Genomic DNA, 18,336 nt, shown 5'->3' with positions numbered 1-18,336 from the left:
TCAGAGAACCTTCACCAGGTAGGCGATCTTGTTAATCATACCGCGCACTTCGGGGGTGTCCTTCAGTTCGCTGATGCTGTTCAGCTTGCGCAGACCCAGACCACGCACGGTGGCGCGGTGGTCTTCTTTGGTACCAATCGGGCTACGCACCAGTTGGACCTTCACAGTTTGTTGCGTTGTCATAGTGACTCCGATCAGACGAACAGGTCTTCAACCGACTTGCCACGCTTTGCAGCCACTTCCGCAGGGGTCGTGGAGTTGTTCAAAGCGTCGAAAGTGGCGCGAACCATGTTGTAGGGATTCGACGAACCATGGCTCTTGGCCACGATATCGGTGATACCCAGAACTTCGAAGACGGCGCGCATGGGGCCGCCGGCGATGATACCGGTACCCTTGGGGGCAGGAGCCAACATCACGTTGGCAGCGCCATGGTGACCCATCACTTTGTGATGCAGGGTGCCGTTCTTCAACGAAACCTTGATCATGTTGCGACGGGCTTCTTCCATAGCCTTCTGCACGGCAGCAGGCACTTCCTTGGACTTGCCCTTGCCCATGCCAACACGGCCGTCACCATCGCCAACCACGGTCAGTGCAGCGAAGCCGAGAATACGACCACCCTTCACAACCTTGGTGACGCGGTTGACCGCGATCATTTTTTCGCGCAAACCGTCGTCATTCGCCTGGTCTTGCACCTTGGGGGAAAATTTAGCCATTTCTATCCACTCCGCTTAGAACTGCAGGCCGGCTTCGCGGGCTGCATCAGCCAGAGCCTTGACGCGGCCGTGGTAGGCAAAACCTGCACGGTCGAATGCAACCTTCTCAACGCCAGCTGCCTTCGCCTTTTCAGCGATGCGCTTGCCGATGAGAGTAGCTGCGGCGGTGTTGCCACCCTTGCCAGCTGCGCCCAGGTTGCTGCGCACTTCGGCTTCTGCCGTAGATGCGGTTGCAATCACCTTGGTGCCGTCGCCGGAAATGATCGTGGCATAGATATGGAGGTTCGTACGGTTCACCGTCAAACGCGCAACGCCTTGGTTGGCAATGCGGATACGGGTTTGCAGGGAACGACGAAGACGCTGCTGTTTCTTGTTCAACATGATGCAGCTCCTTATTTCTTCTTAGTCTCTTTGATCGTGACCTTCTCATCCGCATAACGGATGCCCTTGCCCTTGTAAGGCTCGGGAGGACGAACGGCACGAATCTCGGCTGCCAGCTGACCCACGCGTTGGCGGTCAGCACCCTTGATCACCACTTCCGTAGGGGTAGGGGTGGCCACGGAGATGCCGGCAGGCATTTCAAAGTTGACTGGGTGGGAATAACCAACGCTCAGGTTCAGCTTGCTGCCAGAGGCAGCGGCCTTGTAACCCACGCCGACGAGAGACAGCTTCTTCTCGAAGCCCTTGCTCACACCAACCACCATGTTGTTCACCAGCTGACGCATGGTGCCGCTCATGGCATTGGCTTCACGGGAGTCATTCACCGGCTCGAAAGCCAGCTTACCGTCGTTGTTGGAAACCTTGACCAGGGCGTTGGGGGTCAGCAGCAGCGTGCCGCCTGCGCCCTTGACGCTGATTTGGTCTTCCTTGATGGAGACATCCACACCTTGGGGGATGCTCACAGGCATTTTTGCTACACGGGACATGTCAGTATTTCTCCTTCAATGCCGCGTTAAGCCACATAGCAAAGCACTTCACCGCCGACACCGGCAGCGCGCGCTTTACGATCGGTCATCACACCCTTAGGCGTGGTCACGATTGCAACACCCAGGCCGTTTTGGACTTGAGGAATTGCAGTGCAGCCCTTGTACACACGCAGGCCAGGACGGCTCACGCGCTCGATACGCTCGATCACTGGACGACCAGCGTAGTACTTCAAGGTAATTGCGAGTTCAGACTTGCCATCTTCGGTCTTCACTTCGAAGCCATCGATGTAACCCTCGTCCTTCAAAACCTGTGCGATGGCAACCTTCACTTTGGAGGAAGGAACCAGCACGGTGGCTTTGGACACCATTTGTGCGTTACGGATACGGGTCAGCAAGTCAGCGATTGGATCACTCATGCTCATGTTTAATCTCCTGACTGCTTACCAGCTGGCCTTGGTCACGCCTGGGATGGCGCCGACGAATGCCAGTTCACGAATCTTGGCGCGGCCCAGACCGAATTGACGGAAAGTGCCACGGGGACGACCCGTGATTTCGCAACGTGCACGTTGACGAGTGGGGTTTGCATTGCGAGGCAGCTTTTGCAGGCCCAGACGGGCTGCATCACGCTCTTCGTCGGAACGCTTGGCGTCGCCGGCGATGGCCTTCAGTTCTGCATACTTGGCTGCGTACTTGGCAGCCAGCTTTTCACGCTTCAGTTCGCGTTGGATCAGTGCTTGTTTAGCCATGCATCACCTCAGTTCTTGAACGGGAAGCGGAAAGCCTGCAACAGTGCCTTGCACTCGTCGTCATTCTTCGCAGTCGTCGTAATGCTGATATTGAGACCACGCAGTGCGTCGACTTTGTCGTACTCAATTTCAGGGAAGATGATTTGTTCTTTGACGCCGATGTTGTAGTTGCCACGGCCATCAAAGGCGCGGCCAGAAATACCACGGAAGTCACGCACGCGGGGCAGAGCCACGGTGACGAAACGGTCCAGGAATTCATACATCTGAACGCCACGCAGGGTCACCATGCAGCCGATAGCTTGGCCTTCGCGGATCTTGAAACCAGCGATAGCCTTCTTGGCCTTGGTCACCACAGGCTTTTGACCAGCAATCTTGGTCAGGTCAGCCACGGCGTTGTCCATCACCTTCTTGTCGGAGACGGCTTCGCTCACACCCATGTTCAGGGTGATCTTCGTCAGGCGAGGCACTTCCATCGAGGAGGTGTAGCCGAACTTCTTCATCAGTTCGGGAGCGATTTGCTCACGGAATTGTTTTTGCAGTCGTGCAACGTTTGCCATGTCTTACTCCTTAGGCTGCGATTTCAGCGCCATTGGACTTGAACACGCGAACACGTGCGCCGTCGGCGTTCACCTTGATGCCCACGCGATCAGCCTTGCCGGTTGCCGCATTGAAGATAGCCACGTTGGATTGGTGGATAGGCATAGCCTTTTCCACGATACCGCCGTTGGTGCCCTTCATGGGGTTTGGCTTGACGTGCTTCTTCACCATGTTGATGCCTTCGATCACCAGGTGGGAGTCGTCCGCACGCAGGGTCACGGTGCCACGCTTGCCCTTGTCACGGCCGGTCAGCACGATAACTTCGTCGCCCTTGCGAATCTTGTTCATAGTGCTATTCCTTTAGAGAACTTCGGGGGCCAGCGACACGATCTTCATGAACTTTTCGGTACGCAGTTCACGGGTCACGGGGCCAAAGATGCGGGTGCCGATAGGCTCCAGCTTGGCGTTGAGCAACACAGCAGCGTTGCCATCGAATTTGACGAGCGAACCGTCAGCACGGCGAATACCCTTTGCGGTACGCACCACCACAGCACTGTAAACCTCGCCTTTTTTGACGCGGCCACGTGGAGCAGCTTCTTTCACGCTCACCTTGATAATGTCACCAACGCTCGCATAGCGACGGTGCGAACCACCCAGCACTTTGATGCACTGGACAGACTTCGCGCCGGTATTGTCGGCAACCTCGAGTCGAGATTCTGTCTGGATCATTTCAATATTCCCAACTTGCACCAGCAGACCAGACAGCCCAATAAGAATTAATCCTCATGGACAGCCAAGCAGCCAGTCAGTCTTGGGCCCGTCGTCCACACCGCAACCATTTACGATGCTTCTCCTGGGCAGAAACCTCGCGCATTAAACGCGAAGCCCTCTATTGTGTCAGAGCTAGCACACCTCGTCAAGGGCGCGCACCCAAACCAGCGGTAAATTTGTATTTTTACGCCACTTTTTCGCCGGCGTACTGCTGCGCCAGCACCAGGAAAGCGGTCAGAGCCGTATCCGACCCCAATTCTTCCTGCAAGATCTCGGCCACGCGCGGGGCCAGCTTGGCGGCCAGGCGGGCATCCAAGAAGAGCAGGCGGCTGCGGCGGGCGAGCACGTCTTCGACAGTGCGCGCATATTCATAGCGCGCAGCAAAACGCACCATGGCTTCGCTCAGGCCATTGGCCAGCCAGACGTCGGCGCCTGGCAAGGTGGCCACAAACTCAGCCTCGCTGCCATAGGAGTGCATGCCTTGGGCCATGTGCATGCTGTGCTGGGCGCGGCCCGATGCGGGTGTCCCCACCAGCGGCAGCTTCACGGTCACGCCACCGGGCTTGCGCGGCAGGCGCTGGGCATCGAAGCAGGCATTGAGCACGTCCTCGGCCATCGCGCGGTAGGTGGTCCACTTTCCGCCGGTCACCGTCACCATGCCGGACTTGCTGGTCAGCACCGTGTGCTCACGGCTGATACCCTTGGTGTTTTCGCCATCGTCGTCTTGCGGCTTGACCAGCGGACGCAGCCCGGCCCACATGCTGCGCACATCGGCCATCGTGGGGGCGCGGCTGAGGTACTTGCCCGCCTCGCTCAGGATGAAGTTCAGCTCTTCCTCAAACGGACGGGGCTCGCGCGCCAGGTCATGGCGCGGGGTATCGGTCGTGCCCAGAATCACCTTGCCCAGCCATGGCACCGCAAACAGCACCCGGCCGTCGGCCGTCTTGGGCACGAGCAGGGCATGGTCCGAGGGCAGGAAATCGCGGTCCACCACCAGGTGCACGCCCTGGCTGGGCGCCACCATGGGCTTGACGGGCTTGCCCATCATCTCGGCATCCTGCTGGCGCAGGTGGTCCACCCAGGGGCCCGTGGCGTTGACCACGCAGCGCGCACGCACCGTGTAGCGCTGGCCAGACTCGGCATCCTTGCAGACCACGCCTGCGACCCGGCCCTCCTCCTGGATCAGCTCCGTCACCGGGCAGTAGTTGACCAGCAAGGCCCCCTTGGCAGCGGCCGTGCGGGCCAGCGCAATCGCCAGGCGGGCGTCGTCGAACTGGCCATCCCAGTATTTGACGCCGCCCTTCAAACCCTTGTCTTGCACCGTGGGCAGCAGCCGGCGCGTGGCGCCAGCCGAGAGAAACTGTGTCGAGCCCAGACCCGCCTTGCCCGCCAGCGCGTCGTACATCTTGAGGCCGATGCCATAGAACGGCGTGTCCAGCATCTTGTAGGACGGCATCACAAAGGCCAGCGGCTGGGCGATATGCGGCGCGTTGTTGAGCAAGGTGGTGCGCTCATGCAGAGCCTCGCGCACCAGCGAAATATTGCCCTGTGCCAGATAGCGCACGCCGCCATGCACCAGCTTGGTGGCGCGCGACGAGGTGCCCTTGGCAAAGTCCATCGCTTCGAGCAGCGCCACCTTGAAGCCGCGCGCGGCCGCATCGAGCGCCACGCCCAGGCCCGTGGCCCCGCCCCCGACCACCACCAGATCAAATACCGGCGTGGCGCCCAGGCGGGCCAGCAAATCAGTACGGTGAACAGACAGCGGTGCAGCAGCAGTGGACATGCGAAGTAGAAAGAAAGGTCTGAGGGTTGCGGCGCGCCGGCCTAGCCAGGATCGCCGCAAAGTGCCAAAGCCTGGAAGCGAGATTCGCTTTTGCGCTTTTGTCTCTGAATTTTATTCGTTTTTGATCTTTTTTGTTCGTTATTGGCAAATTTGCCGTTGGCGAAGCCCAAGATCTCAGCGGCGCAGCATGCCAGCCTGGCATGCCAATCTGATGACAAAACCACCCGCCAGCCATGGCTGATGCGGGGACCGCCCGGTGCGGCACGCCACCTCCTGCCTGCTGCACTGTTGCGTTTTGCACTATATTGGCGGGAGTTTTCGTTTTCATTCGTTTCAGATCCACGCCATGACGGAGCTCTACAACAGCAACCCTCGCCAACTGCTGCTCTTGCAAGAGGTGCAGCGCCGCAGCTCGGCCACCGTCGAGGAGCTGGCCGCCTTCCTGGGTGTGACGCTGCAGACCGTGCGCCGCGATGTGCAGCGGCTGTCCGAAGCCGGGGTGCTCACGCGCTTTCATGGCGGCGTGCGCGTGCCCAACTCCACCACAGAAAATCTCGCCCACCAGCAGCGCGAAGCGCTCAATGCCGACGGCAAGACCCGCATTGCCCAGGCCGTGGCCGCCCAGGTGCCACACAACTGCTCGCTGATCCTGAACATCGGCACCACGACCGAGGCGATTGCCCGCGCGCTGATGCAGCACCGGGGGCTGCGCATCATCACCAACAACCTCAATGTGGCCGCCACCTTGAGCAGCAATGCGGATTGCGAAGTGATCGTCGCCGGCGGCGTGGTGCGCGGCCGCGACCGGGGCATCATCGGCGAGGCTGCGGTGGACTTCATCCGCCAGTTCCGCGTCGATATTGCGCTCATCGGTATTTCCGGCATTGAATCGGACGGCAGCCTGCGCGACTATGACTTCCGCGAAGTGAAAGTGGCCCAGACCATCATGGACCAGGCACGCGAGGTCTGGATGGCGGCCGACCACAGCAAGTTTGGCCGCCCGGCGATGGTCGAGGTGGGCCCGCTCTCGCGCATTGACCGGCTGTTTACCGATGCCCCGCCGCCCGACCCCTTCCCCCGGCTGCTGCAGGAAGCCCATGTGCACTGCACCGTCGCTTGACAGCCGGGTACAGCCCGCCTGCCCTTTGTTGATTTGATTGAAATACCGGCTCAGACCGGCCTTGAGACATGACCTATCTGCTCGCTCTGGACCAGGGCACCTCCAGCTCCCGCACCATTGTGTTTGACCGCCAGGGCGCCATCGTGGCCCAGGCGCAGCGCGAGCTGCCGCAAATCTATCCCCGCCCCGGCCATGTGGAACACGACCCAATGCAGATCTGGGGCACGCAGTTGGCTACGGCGCAGGAGGCTTTGACTACCGCCGGCATCAGCGCCAGCCAGGTCACCAGCCTGGGCATCACCAACCAGCGCGAGACCACCATCGTCTGGAACCGCAAGACCGGCCAACCCATCCACAACGCGCTGGTCTGGCAGGACCGCCGCGCCGAGCCCGTCTGCGCCCAGTTGCGCGCCGACGGCCATGCCGCGCTGATCCAGGAAAAAACAGGCCTGCTGGTCGATGCCTATTTCTCGGGCACCAAGCTGCAGTGGCTGCTCGACCATGTGCCGGGCGCACGCGCCGCTGCCGAGCGCGGTGAACTGGCCTTTGGCACGGTCGATACCTGGCTGGTCTGGCAGCTGACCCAGGGCCAGCGCCATGTCACCGATGTGAGCAACGCCAGCCGCACCATGCTGTTCAACGTACACAGCAATACCTGGGACCAGGAGCTGCTGGACCTGCTGAACATCCCGCGCTCGCTGATGCCCGAGGTGCAGCCCTCGGCCAGCCATTTTGGCGATACCGCCGCGCAGGTGCTGGGCGCTGCCATCCACATCGGCGGCATGGCCGGCGACCAGCAAAGCGCGCTGTTTGGCCAGGCCTGCTTTGCGCCGGGCATGGCCAAGAACACCTACGGCACCGGCTGCTTCATGCTGATGCACACCGGAGCGCAGTTCCACCCCTCACGCAATGGCCTGCTGACCACCAGCGCCGCGCAGACCGACACCACCCCGCAGTATGCGCTCGAAGGCAGCGTCTTTGTCGGCGGCGCCGTCGTGCAGTGGCTGCGCGATGGCCTGCGCGCCATTGAACACAGCGGCCAGGTGCAGCAGTTGGCCGAGAGCGTGCCCGACAGCGGCGGCGTGATGATGGTGCCCGCCTTCACCGGCCTGGGCGCGCCCTACTGGGATGCCGATGCCCGGGGCACCATCACCGGCCTGACGCGGGGCACCACGGTGGCCCATATTGCGCGGGCTGCGCTGGAATCCATTGCCTACCAAAGCGCCGCGCTGCTGCAGGCCATGAGCCTCGATGCCGTCGCCAACGGTGGCCAGCCGGTGACGGAATTGCGCGTGGATGGCGGCGCCAGTGTCAACAACCTGCTGATGCAGTTCCAGGCCGATTTGCTGGGCATTCCGGTGGTGCGCCCGGCCTGCGTGGAGACCACCGCCTTGGGTGCTGCCTACCTGGCAGGCCTGACCACGGGCATCTACCACAGCAGCGAAGAGCTGTCGGCGCTGTGGAAGGCCGAGCGCCGCTTTACACCCACACAGGACAAGGCGCGTGCTGATGCGCTGATGGCGCGCTGGGAGCAGGCGGTGCGCCAGACGATGGCGCGCTAAGCGACTTTTCCCAAACGAGAACAGGGGCCGCAGCCCCTGTTGTTGTCTATGCCTTCAATGGGATCCGCTTATTCCTCGTCGCCACGCAGCAAGGCGCGGTGGATCAGCGCACCGATCACGGCACCCACAATCGGCGCCAGCCAGAACAGCCACAGCTGCTCCAACGCAATGGCGGGGCCAAACAGCGCAGGACCGGTGCTGCGTGCAGGATTCACCGAGGTATTGGTCACGGGGATCGAGATCAGGTGGATCAAGGTCAGGCACAGGCCAATGCTCATGCCGGCAAAGCCCACGGCCGCCTTCTTCGTGGTCGAGCCCAGGATCACCAGCAGGAAGACCGCGGTCAGCACCACCTCGGTCAGCAGCGCCGCCAGCATCGAGAACTTGCCTGGCGAATGCTCACCAAAGCCATTGGTGGCCAGGTCCGTGACCTGCGCGCCTGCCTTGCCGCTGGCAATCAGGTACAGCAGGCCGGCCGCCACGATCGCGCCCAGCACCTGGGCAATGATGTAGCCCGGCAGGTCCGAGGCCTTGAAGCGCCCGGCCACCGTCAAGCCGACCGAGACGGCCGGGTTGAAATGGCCGCCCGAGATCGGGCCAAAGGCATAGGCGCCGGTCAGCACCGTCAGGCCAAAGGCCAGGGACACACCCAGGAGGCCAATCCCCACTTCCGGGAAGGCCGCAGCCAGCACCGCGCTGCCACAGCCGCCAAACGTCAGCCAGAACGTACCCAGGCATTCCGCCGACCATTTTTGCAGGTTGGATGTCATCTCTCTTACCCCTTCATCAGTCAGACCCGCGGCATGCAACGCACACACAGGCGAGCCCTAGTAGCCGAGATGATAAGGAGCGAGCGGCGTTTGAAAATGTCAACAATTGCCGGTGCAACAAGCGCGCTACACTTGCCGAAAATGCTATGAAAATCAATATTCAAATACATTATTCGTTTGGCCTACTCAACGCGCTGTCGCTCTCCGTTGCGCTGCTTTTGGCGGGCTGCAAGACCTCTCCGGAGCCTGCACAAGAACCGGCTTCACTGCCTACTACTAAGCCTGCCGCCACCCTCGCCTGCCATGCCGCCGGCAGCCCGGCCTTGCAACTGCTCGGCGAGCAGCGTTGGCCGCTCGATACCAGCTGGGCCGGCACGCCCATCGGCGGGCTCTCGTCCATCGATTACAACCCTGCCGATGACAGCTATTACCTGGTGAGTGACGACCGCTCGGCCAAGGACAGCGCCCGCTGGTACCAGGCCCGTATCCGCTACAACGCCAGCGGCCTGCAGCAGGTCAGCATCACCGGCCAGCAGTACCTGCAGACACCGTCAGGCACGCCCTACCCCAGCAGCCGCACGGCGGCAGCGGACACGGCCGTGCCCGACCCCGAAGCGCTGCGGCTGCTGCCCGGCGGGCGCAGCGTGGTCTGGAGCAGCGAAGGCGACTTTGCACGCGGCTTTGGCCCCGCGTTGCAGCAAGCCGGGCTCGATGGCAGTTGGCAAAAAACCTGGCCCCTGCCCGCGCTGCTGCAAGGCCCGCTGCAGCCCGCAACCGGCCGGGGCCCGCGCAACAATATGACCTTGGAGGGCATCGCGATCAGCGACGACCAGCGCAGCCTGTGGTTGGCCATGGAAGGCGCCTTGCGCCAGGACGGCCCGCTGCCGCGCCGGGGCCAGATTGGCGGGCCGCTGCGCATCACCCAGTATGACCTGGCCAGCCAGCAGCCTGTGCGCCAGATCGCCTACATCCCCGACGCGCTACCCAAGGACAACCTGCTGCTGCCGCTCATTGCCATCAACGGCGTCAGCGAGATCCTGGCCGATGGACCCGACCACCTGCTGGTGCTCGAGCGCGCCTATGTGCTGGGCGCAGGCTTTTCTGCACGCCTCTACCGCATCAACACCCAGGAGGCCAGCGACACCTTGGCCATCGATGCGCTGCAGGACGCGGCATACACCCCCGCCCACAAGGAGTTGCTGCTGGATTTTGCGCAACTGGGCCTGCGCACCGTGGACAACCTCGAAGGCATGACCTGGGGCCCGCGCCTGGCCAGCGGCGAGCGCGTGCTGCTGCTGGTCAGCGACAACAACTTCAACCCGGCCCAGGTCACGCAGTTTTTGGCGCTGGTCGAGACACCGGCCTGCGCCAGCGCATCGGGCAATACATCCGGCCACGCCGGCCAATCGCATCGCAATTGAAATTGATAGCAAAACCTGTGCGCCCCGCATGGCTTGCCGCGCCAGCGGTTTGAGCTTTGCGCAGGCCGCCGCTATAGTGGCAGCCACAGCAGCACGCGCTGGTTTTGCCCCCTTTTCTCTTTGTTTGCACCTGCCGCCATGTCCACTACCGATCTGTCCCAATTTCCCGCCATCGCCTTTATCGGCGGCGGCAACATGGCCAGCGCCATCATCGGCGGCCTGATCCGCCAGGGCCTGCCCCAAGACCGCATCCAGGTGGTCGAGCCCTACGAGCCCCAGCGCCAAGTGCTGCAGCAGCAATTTGGCATCAACGCGCTGCCCACCGCTGACAGCAGCCTGGCGCAGGCCCAGGTCGTTGTCTGGGCCGTCAAGCCGCAAACCTTTGCCCAGGCCGCTGCCGCGGTCGCCGACCACAGCCGCCATGCGCTGCACCTGAGCGTGGCCGCCGGCATCCGCAGCGACAGCATTGCCCAGTGGCTGGGCAATGACCAGATCGTGCGCGCCATGCCCAATACGCCGGCCCTCGTCGGCCAGGGCATGACGGGGCTGTTTGCGCGCCCGCAGGTGAGTGCTGCCCAGCAGCAGCTGGCCGAGCAGATCATCACCACCACCGGTCAGCTGGTCTGGGTGCAGCAGGAGTCGCAGCTCGACGCGGTCACCGCCCTGTCGGGATCGGGCCCTGCGTATGTGTTCTATTTTCTCGAAGCCATGCAGCAAGCCGGTGTGGAGATGGGTCTGCCCGCCGAGCAGGCGCTGCAGCTGGCCATTGGCACCTTCAGCGGCGCATCGGCCCTGGCTGCGCAGTCGGGCGAAGCCCCCTCGGTGCTGCGTGAGCGCGTCACCAGCAAGGGCGGCACCACCTTTGCTGCGCTGGAGCACATGCGGGCTGCCGATATCGCGGCCCACTTCATCGGCGCCATGCATGCCGCCGAGCGCCGCGCCAAGGCCCTGGGCGATGAGTTCGGCGGCTAAGAGCCAGCGCCTTTGCGGCCGCCCGGGCAGGGGCGGTCTGCGTTGTTGCAGCGCTTGCCAATAGCTGGCTATTGGCTGCGCACTGCGCCTAGCATCCCATCCCGCAAAGACACTGTCGCGGTCCGAGGAGAACAGACTCTCAAACTCCTGCAGCGGCAGTCTCCAGCCAAATACCGGTGCGCCCCACCGCGCCAGCAACTTTGCAGAAATGCAGCAACGCATTGCGTATATTTCACACAGAAGTCAAACGCAAAGCGTATAATCCGGCCGCATTCACACCTTTGCACGGAGCCAGGTCATGGACAGCCAACAGGATTTTCTTCGCGACGCAATGCGCCGTTTGAACTTGACGCGCGACGCTTTTGCCGAGCGCCTGGGCGTGCGCCGCCGCACCTTGGACACCTGGCTGTTGCCCGAGGCCTCGGGCGAAGCCCGCGCCATGCCAGATATGGCGCAGAAGTTTGTCTCCGAGATCCTGTTTCGCGAAGCCGAGGGACACGACGCCCAGAAGCACCACCGCCCGCTGGCCGAGCGCATGTCGGCCGATGGCCGGCCACAGCTGCTGTCGGTGGCCCAGCTCGAGCGCGAAAGCCTGGAAGAATTGTTCCGCATCGCCGATGTGATGCAGCCCATTGCGCGCCGCCACAAGGTCTGCCGCGTGCTCGAAGGCGCCGTCATGGGCAGCCTGTTCTTTGAAGCCAGCACCCGCACCCGCGTGAGCTTTGGCGCCGCCTTCAGCCGCCTGGGCGGCTCGGTCTGCGACACCACCGGCTTTACCTTCTCGTCGATGGCCAAGGGCGAATCCATCTATGACACCAGCCGCGTGATGGCCGGCTATGTCGATGCGCTCGTCATCCGCCACCCCGAGCAAGGCTCGGTGGCCGAGTTCGCACGCGCGACGAACATCCCTGTGATCAATGCCGGCGACGGCCCCGGCGAGCACCCCAGCCAGGCGATCTTGGACATGTACACCATCCAGCGTGAGTTCTCGCGCCTGGGCAAGCTGATGGATGGCGCCCATATCGCGATGGTGGGCGATCTGAAGTACGGCCGCACCGTGCATTCGCTGATCCGCCTGCTGTCGCTGTACAAGGGCATGAAGTTCACGCTGATCTCGCCCAGCTCGCTGGAGATGCCCGCCTACCTGATCGAGCTGGCCTCGACCAATGGCCATGTGGTGGAGGTCTCGACCTCGCTGCAAGACCTCAAGGGCGCCGATGTGGTCTACGCCACGCGCATCCAGAAAGAGCGCTTTGCCGGTGAGAACATCGAGGGCTATACGCCCGAGTTCCAGGTGCAGAAATCGCTGGTCGATGCGGTCTGCAAGCCCGACACCATCATCATGCACCCGCTGCCGCGCGATGCCCGCGCCGGCGCCAACGATCTGTCCACCGATCTGAACCTGGACCCGCGCCTGGCCATCTTCCGCCAGACCGACAATGGCATCCCTGTGCGCATGGCTTTGTTTGCCGTTTTGATGGGTGTCGAGAGCCAGATTGCCCGCAATTTGCGCGATGTCACCTGGCGTTCTCCGGCTTTTGTAGGCCCGGATGATGCAGTGTTTGATACTTTGGATTAAACTCTGCCTTACACAACACCATGATTTGAGACATTTTTTCGAAGCGCCCACTACTTGCTTCGAAAGAATTAACGTTTTTTTCCTGCGACTCCAGTGTTAGCGGCCATCTATCGATGGCCGCTTTTTTGTCTGCGTGTAGTGCATTTTTCGTCTCTCCACTACGCTCAGCCCGGCATGAAAAAAGGACTTGCAAGCAAGTCCTGGACAGAAGTGTCAGGCCCCTGCGGCCCTGAGCCGCAAGGGCTGGTTGCGCTTAGCGGCCCAGACCGAGGCGGCGCCGGCCCGCAGCGAGCAGACCCAGCAAGCCGCTCAGGCTCAGCAGGCTCCACAGACCCAAGGCCGGCACCGGCACAGCGCTGCCTGCGCCAGGCGTGCCCGGGTCGACGGGAGTGCCTGGGTCAACCGGCACATCGGCCAGCCAGCCAGCACCACCGGGATCGGCGATCTGGCCGTTGGCGACCATGTCGTCATCCCCATCACCACCATCGACGATCTGCACGGTCAGCGTATTGCCGTTCACGGCCGATGGCAGGTTGTACCAATGCGGCGTGGTGTTGGCCTTGGTGGGACCGAACTTCCAGTACTTGGCGTTGGCGGGCAGGGCTGCGGGGTAGCTGATGCTCATCGTGCCATTGCCGCCCATCGCGCAGCCCGTGGCCGTCCACTGCAGGGCGCCGTAGGGAACGCTCAGGCCTTGGGGCAAGGCGCCCAGCGAGGCAGCCGAAACAGCGACCGGCGCTTGCGCCAGGCGGCAGGCGTCCGCGCTGGTCCACTGCACCGCAGCGCTGCCGCCACCGCCAGCAGCGGGCAGCTCGACCTCAAAGTTCTGCTCCGGATCGGGGTCGACGGGCGTGCCTTCCAGGTTCAGGCCCAGCACGATCGGGTTGTGGTCGCTGGAGCGGTAGGCATCGGCCGCGTAGAACGAGGTGACTTGCGCGGCGCTCTTGAAGTTGGTGTTGTAGTCGATGACCGGCGGCTCTTCCGCATTGATCTGCCACTTGACCACATTTCCCACCTGGCTGGAGAGCGCCGAGCTGACCAGCACATGGTCGAGCGAGCCCCACAGCGTCTGGAAGCTGTACGAGTACTGCCCCGCGCCCAGCTTCTGGTAGCCATGGCCTTCCAGGAAGGAGATCGGGTCTTCCTTGGCATAGGCGTTGAAGTCACCCATCAGCACATTCTTGCCATTGCCCGCTTGCGTCGGGTTGCCTTGCAGCCAGGCTTGCAGCTGCTCGACGGCACGCTTGCGCGACTGGTTGTTGGCGCCCTGGCCGTCGCCGATGTCGGGATCGTTGACACTTCCCTTGGACTTCAAGTGGTTGACCACCACGGTGAACTGGTCCTTGCCGCCGCCAGCGAGCGTCTTCTCGAAGGTCTGGGCCAGGGGCACGCGGTTGCCATAGGTGGCGTTGAAGGCATCGTACTGCGCCTCATCGGGCACGGCCGGCACACCCACGGGGGTCACACGGTCCTTGCGGTAGATGACCGCGACAGTGATCGCATCATGGCCTGCAGCGACTGCCGTTTTGCCGCCACCGGCATGGAAGGGCCCCTTCACGTAGTCATAGACATCGCTGCCATGCTGGGCGTTGAGGGCCCGGGTCAGCGCCGCCAAGGCGCTGGTGGTCTCAAAGCCGTTGTTCTGGATTTCCATCAGGCCGTAGACGTCGGCATCCAGCCCCAGCAGATTGCTGACGATCTTGTCGGTCTGGCGCGTCAGTTCCTCGGCATTGTCCGCACCCCGGCCTTCGAGCGAATCGCCGTAGGGGTTGGTAAATTTAGCTGTGCCCAGGGTGCTGAAGAAATTCAGCACGTTGGCCGAAGCGATCTTGACCGTCGGGCTGCCCACCGCTTGCTGCAGGTCGGCCACCGTGGGGCGCGCGGCACCGCTGAAGACCGGCTTTTGCAGCGGCTGCACCCGGTAGCTGGTCTGGTGCTCGCCCGCAGCCGTATCGATGAAGTGGTCCAGAATGCCTTCAATCGCTGGCGTGCTGTCTCCCGCACGCAAGCTGTTGCTGGCGCTCAGGTCCTGGCCATTGCGGCCCAGCACGGTGGCCGGGTTTTGCTTGCTGCTGCCATCGTCCAGAATGATCTGGCTGCGCTTGACCGTCTCCAGATAGGCCTTGTTGCCATTGATGTCGGGCGCATTCAGCTCGGTGTACTGCACCAGCTTTTCCTTGTCACTCAGCGTGACCATGCCATAGCGGCCCAGGTAGTAGTTGTCCGTCACGACCAGTGGGCCGGTGCTGCCGGTGATGCGCACGCGCATGCCTTCGTAGCGCTCCCAGTTGGCATAGGCGGGCATGGGCAGGCTCAGCTCCACCAGCGCAGGCAGCGCCTGCTTGGCGCCGCCATTGAGCACGCTGAAGTTCAGGATGCTGCCGCCCAGCTGGGTCAGGCCCTTGTACTCGCTGACCGTGGCGGTCAGTTGCACGGCCTGGCCCACGCTGTCGGCGCCCAGACCGGCAATTGGCGTGCTGCCGTAGTAGACAAACACCGCCTCGGAGGTGGCGACATTGTTGTCGTCGTCTTCGGGCAGCGACTGGATATAGAAGCCACTGAGGTCAGGCAGGTACGCGGTCACAATGCCGCGCACCGTCACGCTCTGGCCCACCAGGGGCGAGGCATCACCTGCGCCCTGCACCGCAGAGATCGGGGTGGTGGCCACCGGTGCCAGGTTCTGCGCCAAACCGGGCGAGCCGATATTGGCAGGCGTCGAGGGCTGGGCAAAGCCGTCGAGCACGCCGACCGCAGCAGCGGTATAGCGCGGCTCGGACGTGGACTTGCCATCCCATACCGCCGACACACCATTGCCGACCGTGGTGCCCGCATTGCGCACCGCCGCACCGGCGTGGTCGCTGGTGGAAACGGCTGTGCCGCTGGGGTTCTTCGCAGGAGCCACGGTCGAGCCATCGGTCGCCGTCAGCGCCTTGCTGCCGTAGTTCATGGCGGCCGCCACGTAGCCATTGGCGTCGTACACCAAGACGGCATCGCCCTTGCCCAGGCCTTGTCCGGCGACCAGGATGACGGGTGTGCTGGCCTGCAAGCCCCAGGCGGTACGGAAGGCATCGGGTGTGGTCTCATTGAGCACCACCAGACGTGCGCCCGCTGCCAAGCTGGTGCCGGCGGGGAAGGCGCTGGGCACCGCGCCGCTGCTGTCAGTCCAGCCCCAGCCGCTCAGATCCACGGGGCTGGTGCCGTAGTTGAACAGCTCAAAGAAATCGCCGCCGTCGGCATTGGAGTTGACCTCGGAGATCAGCACCTTGGCCGTGGCTGCCACCGCGCTGCTGACGGTAAAGCTCAGCGTCTGCTCCGCGGCCAAGGCGTTGCCGGCCATGTCCTGCACCGCCCCGGCGGGCAGCACCAGGCTGTAGCGCTTGCCCGGCTGGTAGCCGCCGCTGCGCGTAAAGCTCAGCGCGCTGCCATTGATGGCCACTTGCGCATCGGTCATCGGCACGGTAGCGATCACGGCACCGTCTTCCAGCAGCGAGAGGCTGCCGCTGCCGCGCTGCACCGTTTCGCTGAACTGCAAGCGCACCACGGCCGTCTTGCCCACTTCCACGGCGTTTTGCAGGGGGCTGGTGCTTTGCAGCACGGGGGCGGTGGTGTCGGCAGCGACGGGGCCGCCGAGCTTGACGGTATTGCCCTGGAACTGCTGGTCTGCAAAAGGCAGGTCCTTGGAGACTGAGCCCTTGCCCGGCCAGATGGTGTCGCCATTGTCCTGCAGCAGCTGCACGGTGGTGCCTTGTGCGGTGCTGGTGGGGCTGACCAGGGTCTCAAAGCTGCCACCGGTGGTGCGCAGCAGGTTGTCCAGTACGTTGTCCAGTTGCTGCACGTCGCTGGTGCCCGGGCCATTCCAGACAAAGAATGCAAAGTTGGTGTTGACAGCCGGATCGGCCTTGCCCGGAGGGCCGGCCAGGATCAGGAACTTGCCGTCATCGGTACGCTGCATGTCGCGAATGCCGCGCCCGCACAGGTTCAGCTCGATGGGCGCGCCCAGCACAGGCGCAGTGCCCGCCACCATGGCTGCCGGGTTGGTGACCGGGATGATCAACGCGCGGTTGCGCAGCTGGGCGCTGGCCAGCGGCGCGCGGAAGCCCAGCAGCAGCTGGCCGTCAGCGGTGGCCGCCATGCCTTCGATCGAGAAACCTGCAGCCGACTCGGGTGGCACCTTGTCAGCCGACGAGGCCACAAAGCCGTAGTAGTTGGCGCCCTTGCCATGGGCATTGGTGCGGTCCCAGGTGGTCAGCTGCGTCTCCAGACCACCGTACGAGCCCTTGAAGGTAAATTCCGTGTTGGCGCCGGTGCCCGACACATCCGCCGCAAACAGGTGCTCGCGGTTATCCGCCTCGCTGCCATCAGACTTGTTGCTGTGCGAGCCGGTGAAATACAGCGTGTTGCCGATGCGCGTGCCGGCCTCCAGGTCCAACTCCTTGGTCAGCCCCAGCAGGCTGCCAAATTCCCATTCCTTGATCGCCACACCGCCACCACGGGGGTAGACGCGCAGCACATTGCCTTCGTCGTCACCCACCACCATGTAGCTGGCGTCGAGTGCAATGCCGGCGGAGGCGTCCGAGCTGCCGGCCGTGGTCGTGGGCAGCGGGGTGAAGGTCGCGGTCTCGCCGGCATCCGGATCCACCACGGTCATCGCCGTGGGCGCCGTGCCGTTGCCCGTCCAGTTGGCAGCGGTGCTGATGGCCGACAGCAGCTCTGCGGCCGTGCCTTCGGTGACGCCCTTGGCGCCGTCATACGCAAAATTGTTTTGCTTGACCAGCGCAATGGCCGTGCCGCCATTGACCAAGCCAGGTGGCAAGGCCGAGGTATTGGAGTTGCTGGCGTTGCTGTCCCAGGTGCCAGCGGTCACATTGTTGAGCGCATACAGGAACCGTGGGGTGGCCTCAGAGCCCTGGTAGACCAGCACGCTGTCACCACCAGCGGCCAAGTTGAAGCTGCCCGTGGCGGTAACGCTACCGTAGTTGGCCGTGGGGGTCTTGGTATCTGCGGCGCCGATCTTGACGATGGTGCCCGCAGGCAGGTCCTCCGTCGCTTGCCACACCAGCACACCCTCGCCGCTGCGAAACGCGCCGGCATTGGTCCAGCCGTTGTCGGTCACACGGATCTCGGTGCCCGCTTCGATGTTGCGCAGCAGCACCAGGCTGACGGCATCGGGCGTATCCGACGCAAAACCGACCACCGCCACTTCGCCAGCGGCAAGCGTGGTCTGGGCAGAAGCGGGCAGCACGCTGGCAGCCAGCAGCAAGGCAGCGGCCAGCGACAGGCCTTGGGATGCACGCACGCTGGCGCGGCATGCAGAGGAAATGGAGCGAAGAGCAAACATGGCAGCTAAGGAGGAAGTGGCAAACAACCTCTCTTTGTCGCCGCTGGCGATGAAAGCTCCGTGTCAGAAACTGTAAGCGTTCCCAAAAACCGACATCG

At 63.1% G+C, this 18,336-nt stretch carries 17 protein-coding genes; 5 read left to right on the top strand and 12 right to left on the bottom strand.

Going from position 1 to position 18,336, the window contains the following annotated elements; genetic code table 11:
- The 10 genes from rpmD to DCO45_RS13435 all read right to left on the bottom strand — a co-directional run bounded on the left by rpmD (position 1) and on the right by DCO45_RS13435 (position 5,476).
- Positions 1–183: a 50S ribosomal protein L30 gene (gene rpmD, locus DCO45_RS13480; protein ID WP_021028314.1), complete on the bottom strand. Its 183-nt coding sequence runs from the start codon at positions 181–183 to the stop codon at positions 1–3.
- 11 nt (positions 184–194) lie between these two features.
- Complete coding sequence (gene rpsE / locus DCO45_RS13475; protein WP_027011217.1) at positions 195–713, bottom strand: 30S ribosomal protein S5; 519 nt, start codon at positions 711–713, stop codon at positions 195–197.
- A gap of 15 nt (positions 714–728) precedes the next feature.
- Complete coding sequence (rplR, locus tag DCO45_RS13470; protein ID WP_021028312.1) at positions 729–1,094, bottom strand: 50S ribosomal protein L18; 366 nt, start codon at positions 1,092–1,094, stop codon at positions 729–731.
- A gap of 11 nt (positions 1,095–1,105) precedes the next feature.
- Positions 1,106–1,639 carry a 50S ribosomal protein L6 gene (gene rplF, locus DCO45_RS13465; RefSeq protein WP_116926313.1) on the bottom strand — a complete coding sequence of 178 codons (534 nt, stop codon included), beginning with the start codon at positions 1,637–1,639 and terminating at the stop codon, positions 1,106–1,108.
- A gap of 26 nt (positions 1,640–1,665) precedes the next feature.
- Positions 1,666–2,061 carry a 30S ribosomal protein S8 gene (gene rpsH / locus DCO45_RS13460; RefSeq protein WP_021028310.1) on the bottom strand — a complete coding sequence of 132 codons (396 nt, stop codon included), beginning with the start codon at positions 2,059–2,061 and terminating at the stop codon, positions 1,666–1,668.
- An 18-nt stretch (positions 2,062–2,079) separates the two neighbouring features.
- A complete protein-coding gene (rpsN, locus tag DCO45_RS13455; protein WP_021028309.1) occupies positions 2,080–2,385 on the bottom strand; it encodes a 30S ribosomal protein S14 in 306 nt (101 codons plus the stop codon).
- 8 nt (positions 2,386–2,393) lie between these two features.
- Positions 2,394–2,942 (bottom strand): 50S ribosomal protein L5, encoded by a 549-nt coding sequence (gene rplE / locus DCO45_RS13450; RefSeq protein ID WP_021028308.1) that lies wholly within the window; start codon positions 2,940–2,942, stop codon positions 2,394–2,396.
- A 10-nt stretch (positions 2,943–2,952) separates the two neighbouring features.
- Entirely contained in the window at positions 2,953–3,270 is a 318-nt protein-coding gene (gene rplX, locus DCO45_RS13445; protein WP_021028307.1) for a 50S ribosomal protein L24, read from the bottom strand.
- 12 nt (positions 3,271–3,282) lie between these two features.
- Positions 3,283–3,651, bottom strand: a complete 369-nt coding sequence (gene rplN / locus DCO45_RS13440; RefSeq protein WP_027016133.1) for a 50S ribosomal protein L14 — start codon at positions 3,649–3,651, stop codon at positions 3,283–3,285.
- Between the two features lie 226 nt (positions 3,652–3,877).
- Entirely contained in the window at positions 3,878–5,476 is a 1,599-nt protein-coding gene (locus DCO45_RS13435) for a glycerol-3-phosphate dehydrogenase/oxidase (protein ID WP_116926312.1), read from the bottom strand.
- 346 nt (positions 5,477–5,822) lie between these two features.
- Between DCO45_RS13435 and DCO45_RS13430 the strand changes: the two genes are divergently transcribed.
- Positions 5,823–6,596 (top strand): DeoR/GlpR family DNA-binding transcription regulator, encoded by a 774-nt coding sequence (locus DCO45_RS13430; RefSeq protein WP_116926311.1) that lies wholly within the window; start codon positions 5,823–5,825, stop codon positions 6,594–6,596.
- 68 nt (positions 6,597–6,664) lie between these two features.
- Positions 6,665–8,158, top strand: a complete 1,494-nt coding sequence (gene glpK / locus DCO45_RS13425; RefSeq protein WP_116926310.1) for a glycerol kinase GlpK — start codon at positions 6,665–6,667, stop codon at positions 8,156–8,158.
- Between the two features lie 68 nt (positions 8,159–8,226).
- Here glpK and aqpZ read toward each other — a convergent pair whose 3' ends face one another.
- Positions 8,227–8,928: an aquaporin Z gene (gene aqpZ, locus DCO45_RS13420; RefSeq protein WP_021028304.1), complete on the bottom strand. Its 702-nt coding sequence runs from the start codon at positions 8,926–8,928 to the stop codon at positions 8,227–8,229.
- Positions 8,929–9,074: 146 nt separating this feature from the next.
- On the opposite strand from aqpZ, the gene DCO45_RS13415 reads away from it, so the two are divergent.
- From DCO45_RS13415 to DCO45_RS13405, 3 genes are all read left to right on the top strand, one after another.
- Complete coding sequence (locus tag DCO45_RS13415) at positions 9,075–10,349, top strand: esterase-like activity of phytase family protein (RefSeq protein WP_116926309.1); 1,275 nt, start codon at positions 9,075–9,077, stop codon at positions 10,347–10,349.
- 138 nt (positions 10,350–10,487) lie between these two features.
- Positions 10,488–11,321, top strand: a complete 834-nt coding sequence (gene proC, locus DCO45_RS13410; protein WP_116926398.1) for a pyrroline-5-carboxylate reductase — start codon at positions 10,488–10,490, stop codon at positions 11,319–11,321.
- 298 nt (positions 11,322–11,619) lie between these two features.
- Positions 11,620–12,900, top strand: coding sequence for an aspartate carbamoyltransferase (locus DCO45_RS13405; RefSeq protein WP_021028302.1), 1,281 nt, complete (start codon positions 11,620–11,622; stop codon positions 12,898–12,900).
- A gap of 253 nt (positions 12,901–13,153) precedes the next feature.
- On the opposite strand, the gene DCO45_RS13400 is transcribed toward DCO45_RS13405, so the two are convergent.
- A complete protein-coding gene (locus DCO45_RS13400) occupies positions 13,154–18,238 on the bottom strand; it encodes an ExeM/NucH family extracellular endonuclease (RefSeq protein WP_116926308.1) in 5,085 nt (1,694 codons plus the stop codon).
- Positions 18,239–18,336: the final 98 nt, after the last annotated feature.

Source organism: Comamonas sp. JNW (assembly GCF_003105075.1).
In the GTDB taxonomy this organism is placed as follows: Bacteria; Pseudomonadota; Gammaproteobacteria; order Burkholderiales; family Burkholderiaceae_C; genus Comamonas; species Comamonas squillarum.
Note: the sequence above shows the minus strand (reverse complement) of the source record. Positions and strands in the feature narration are given on the sequence as shown.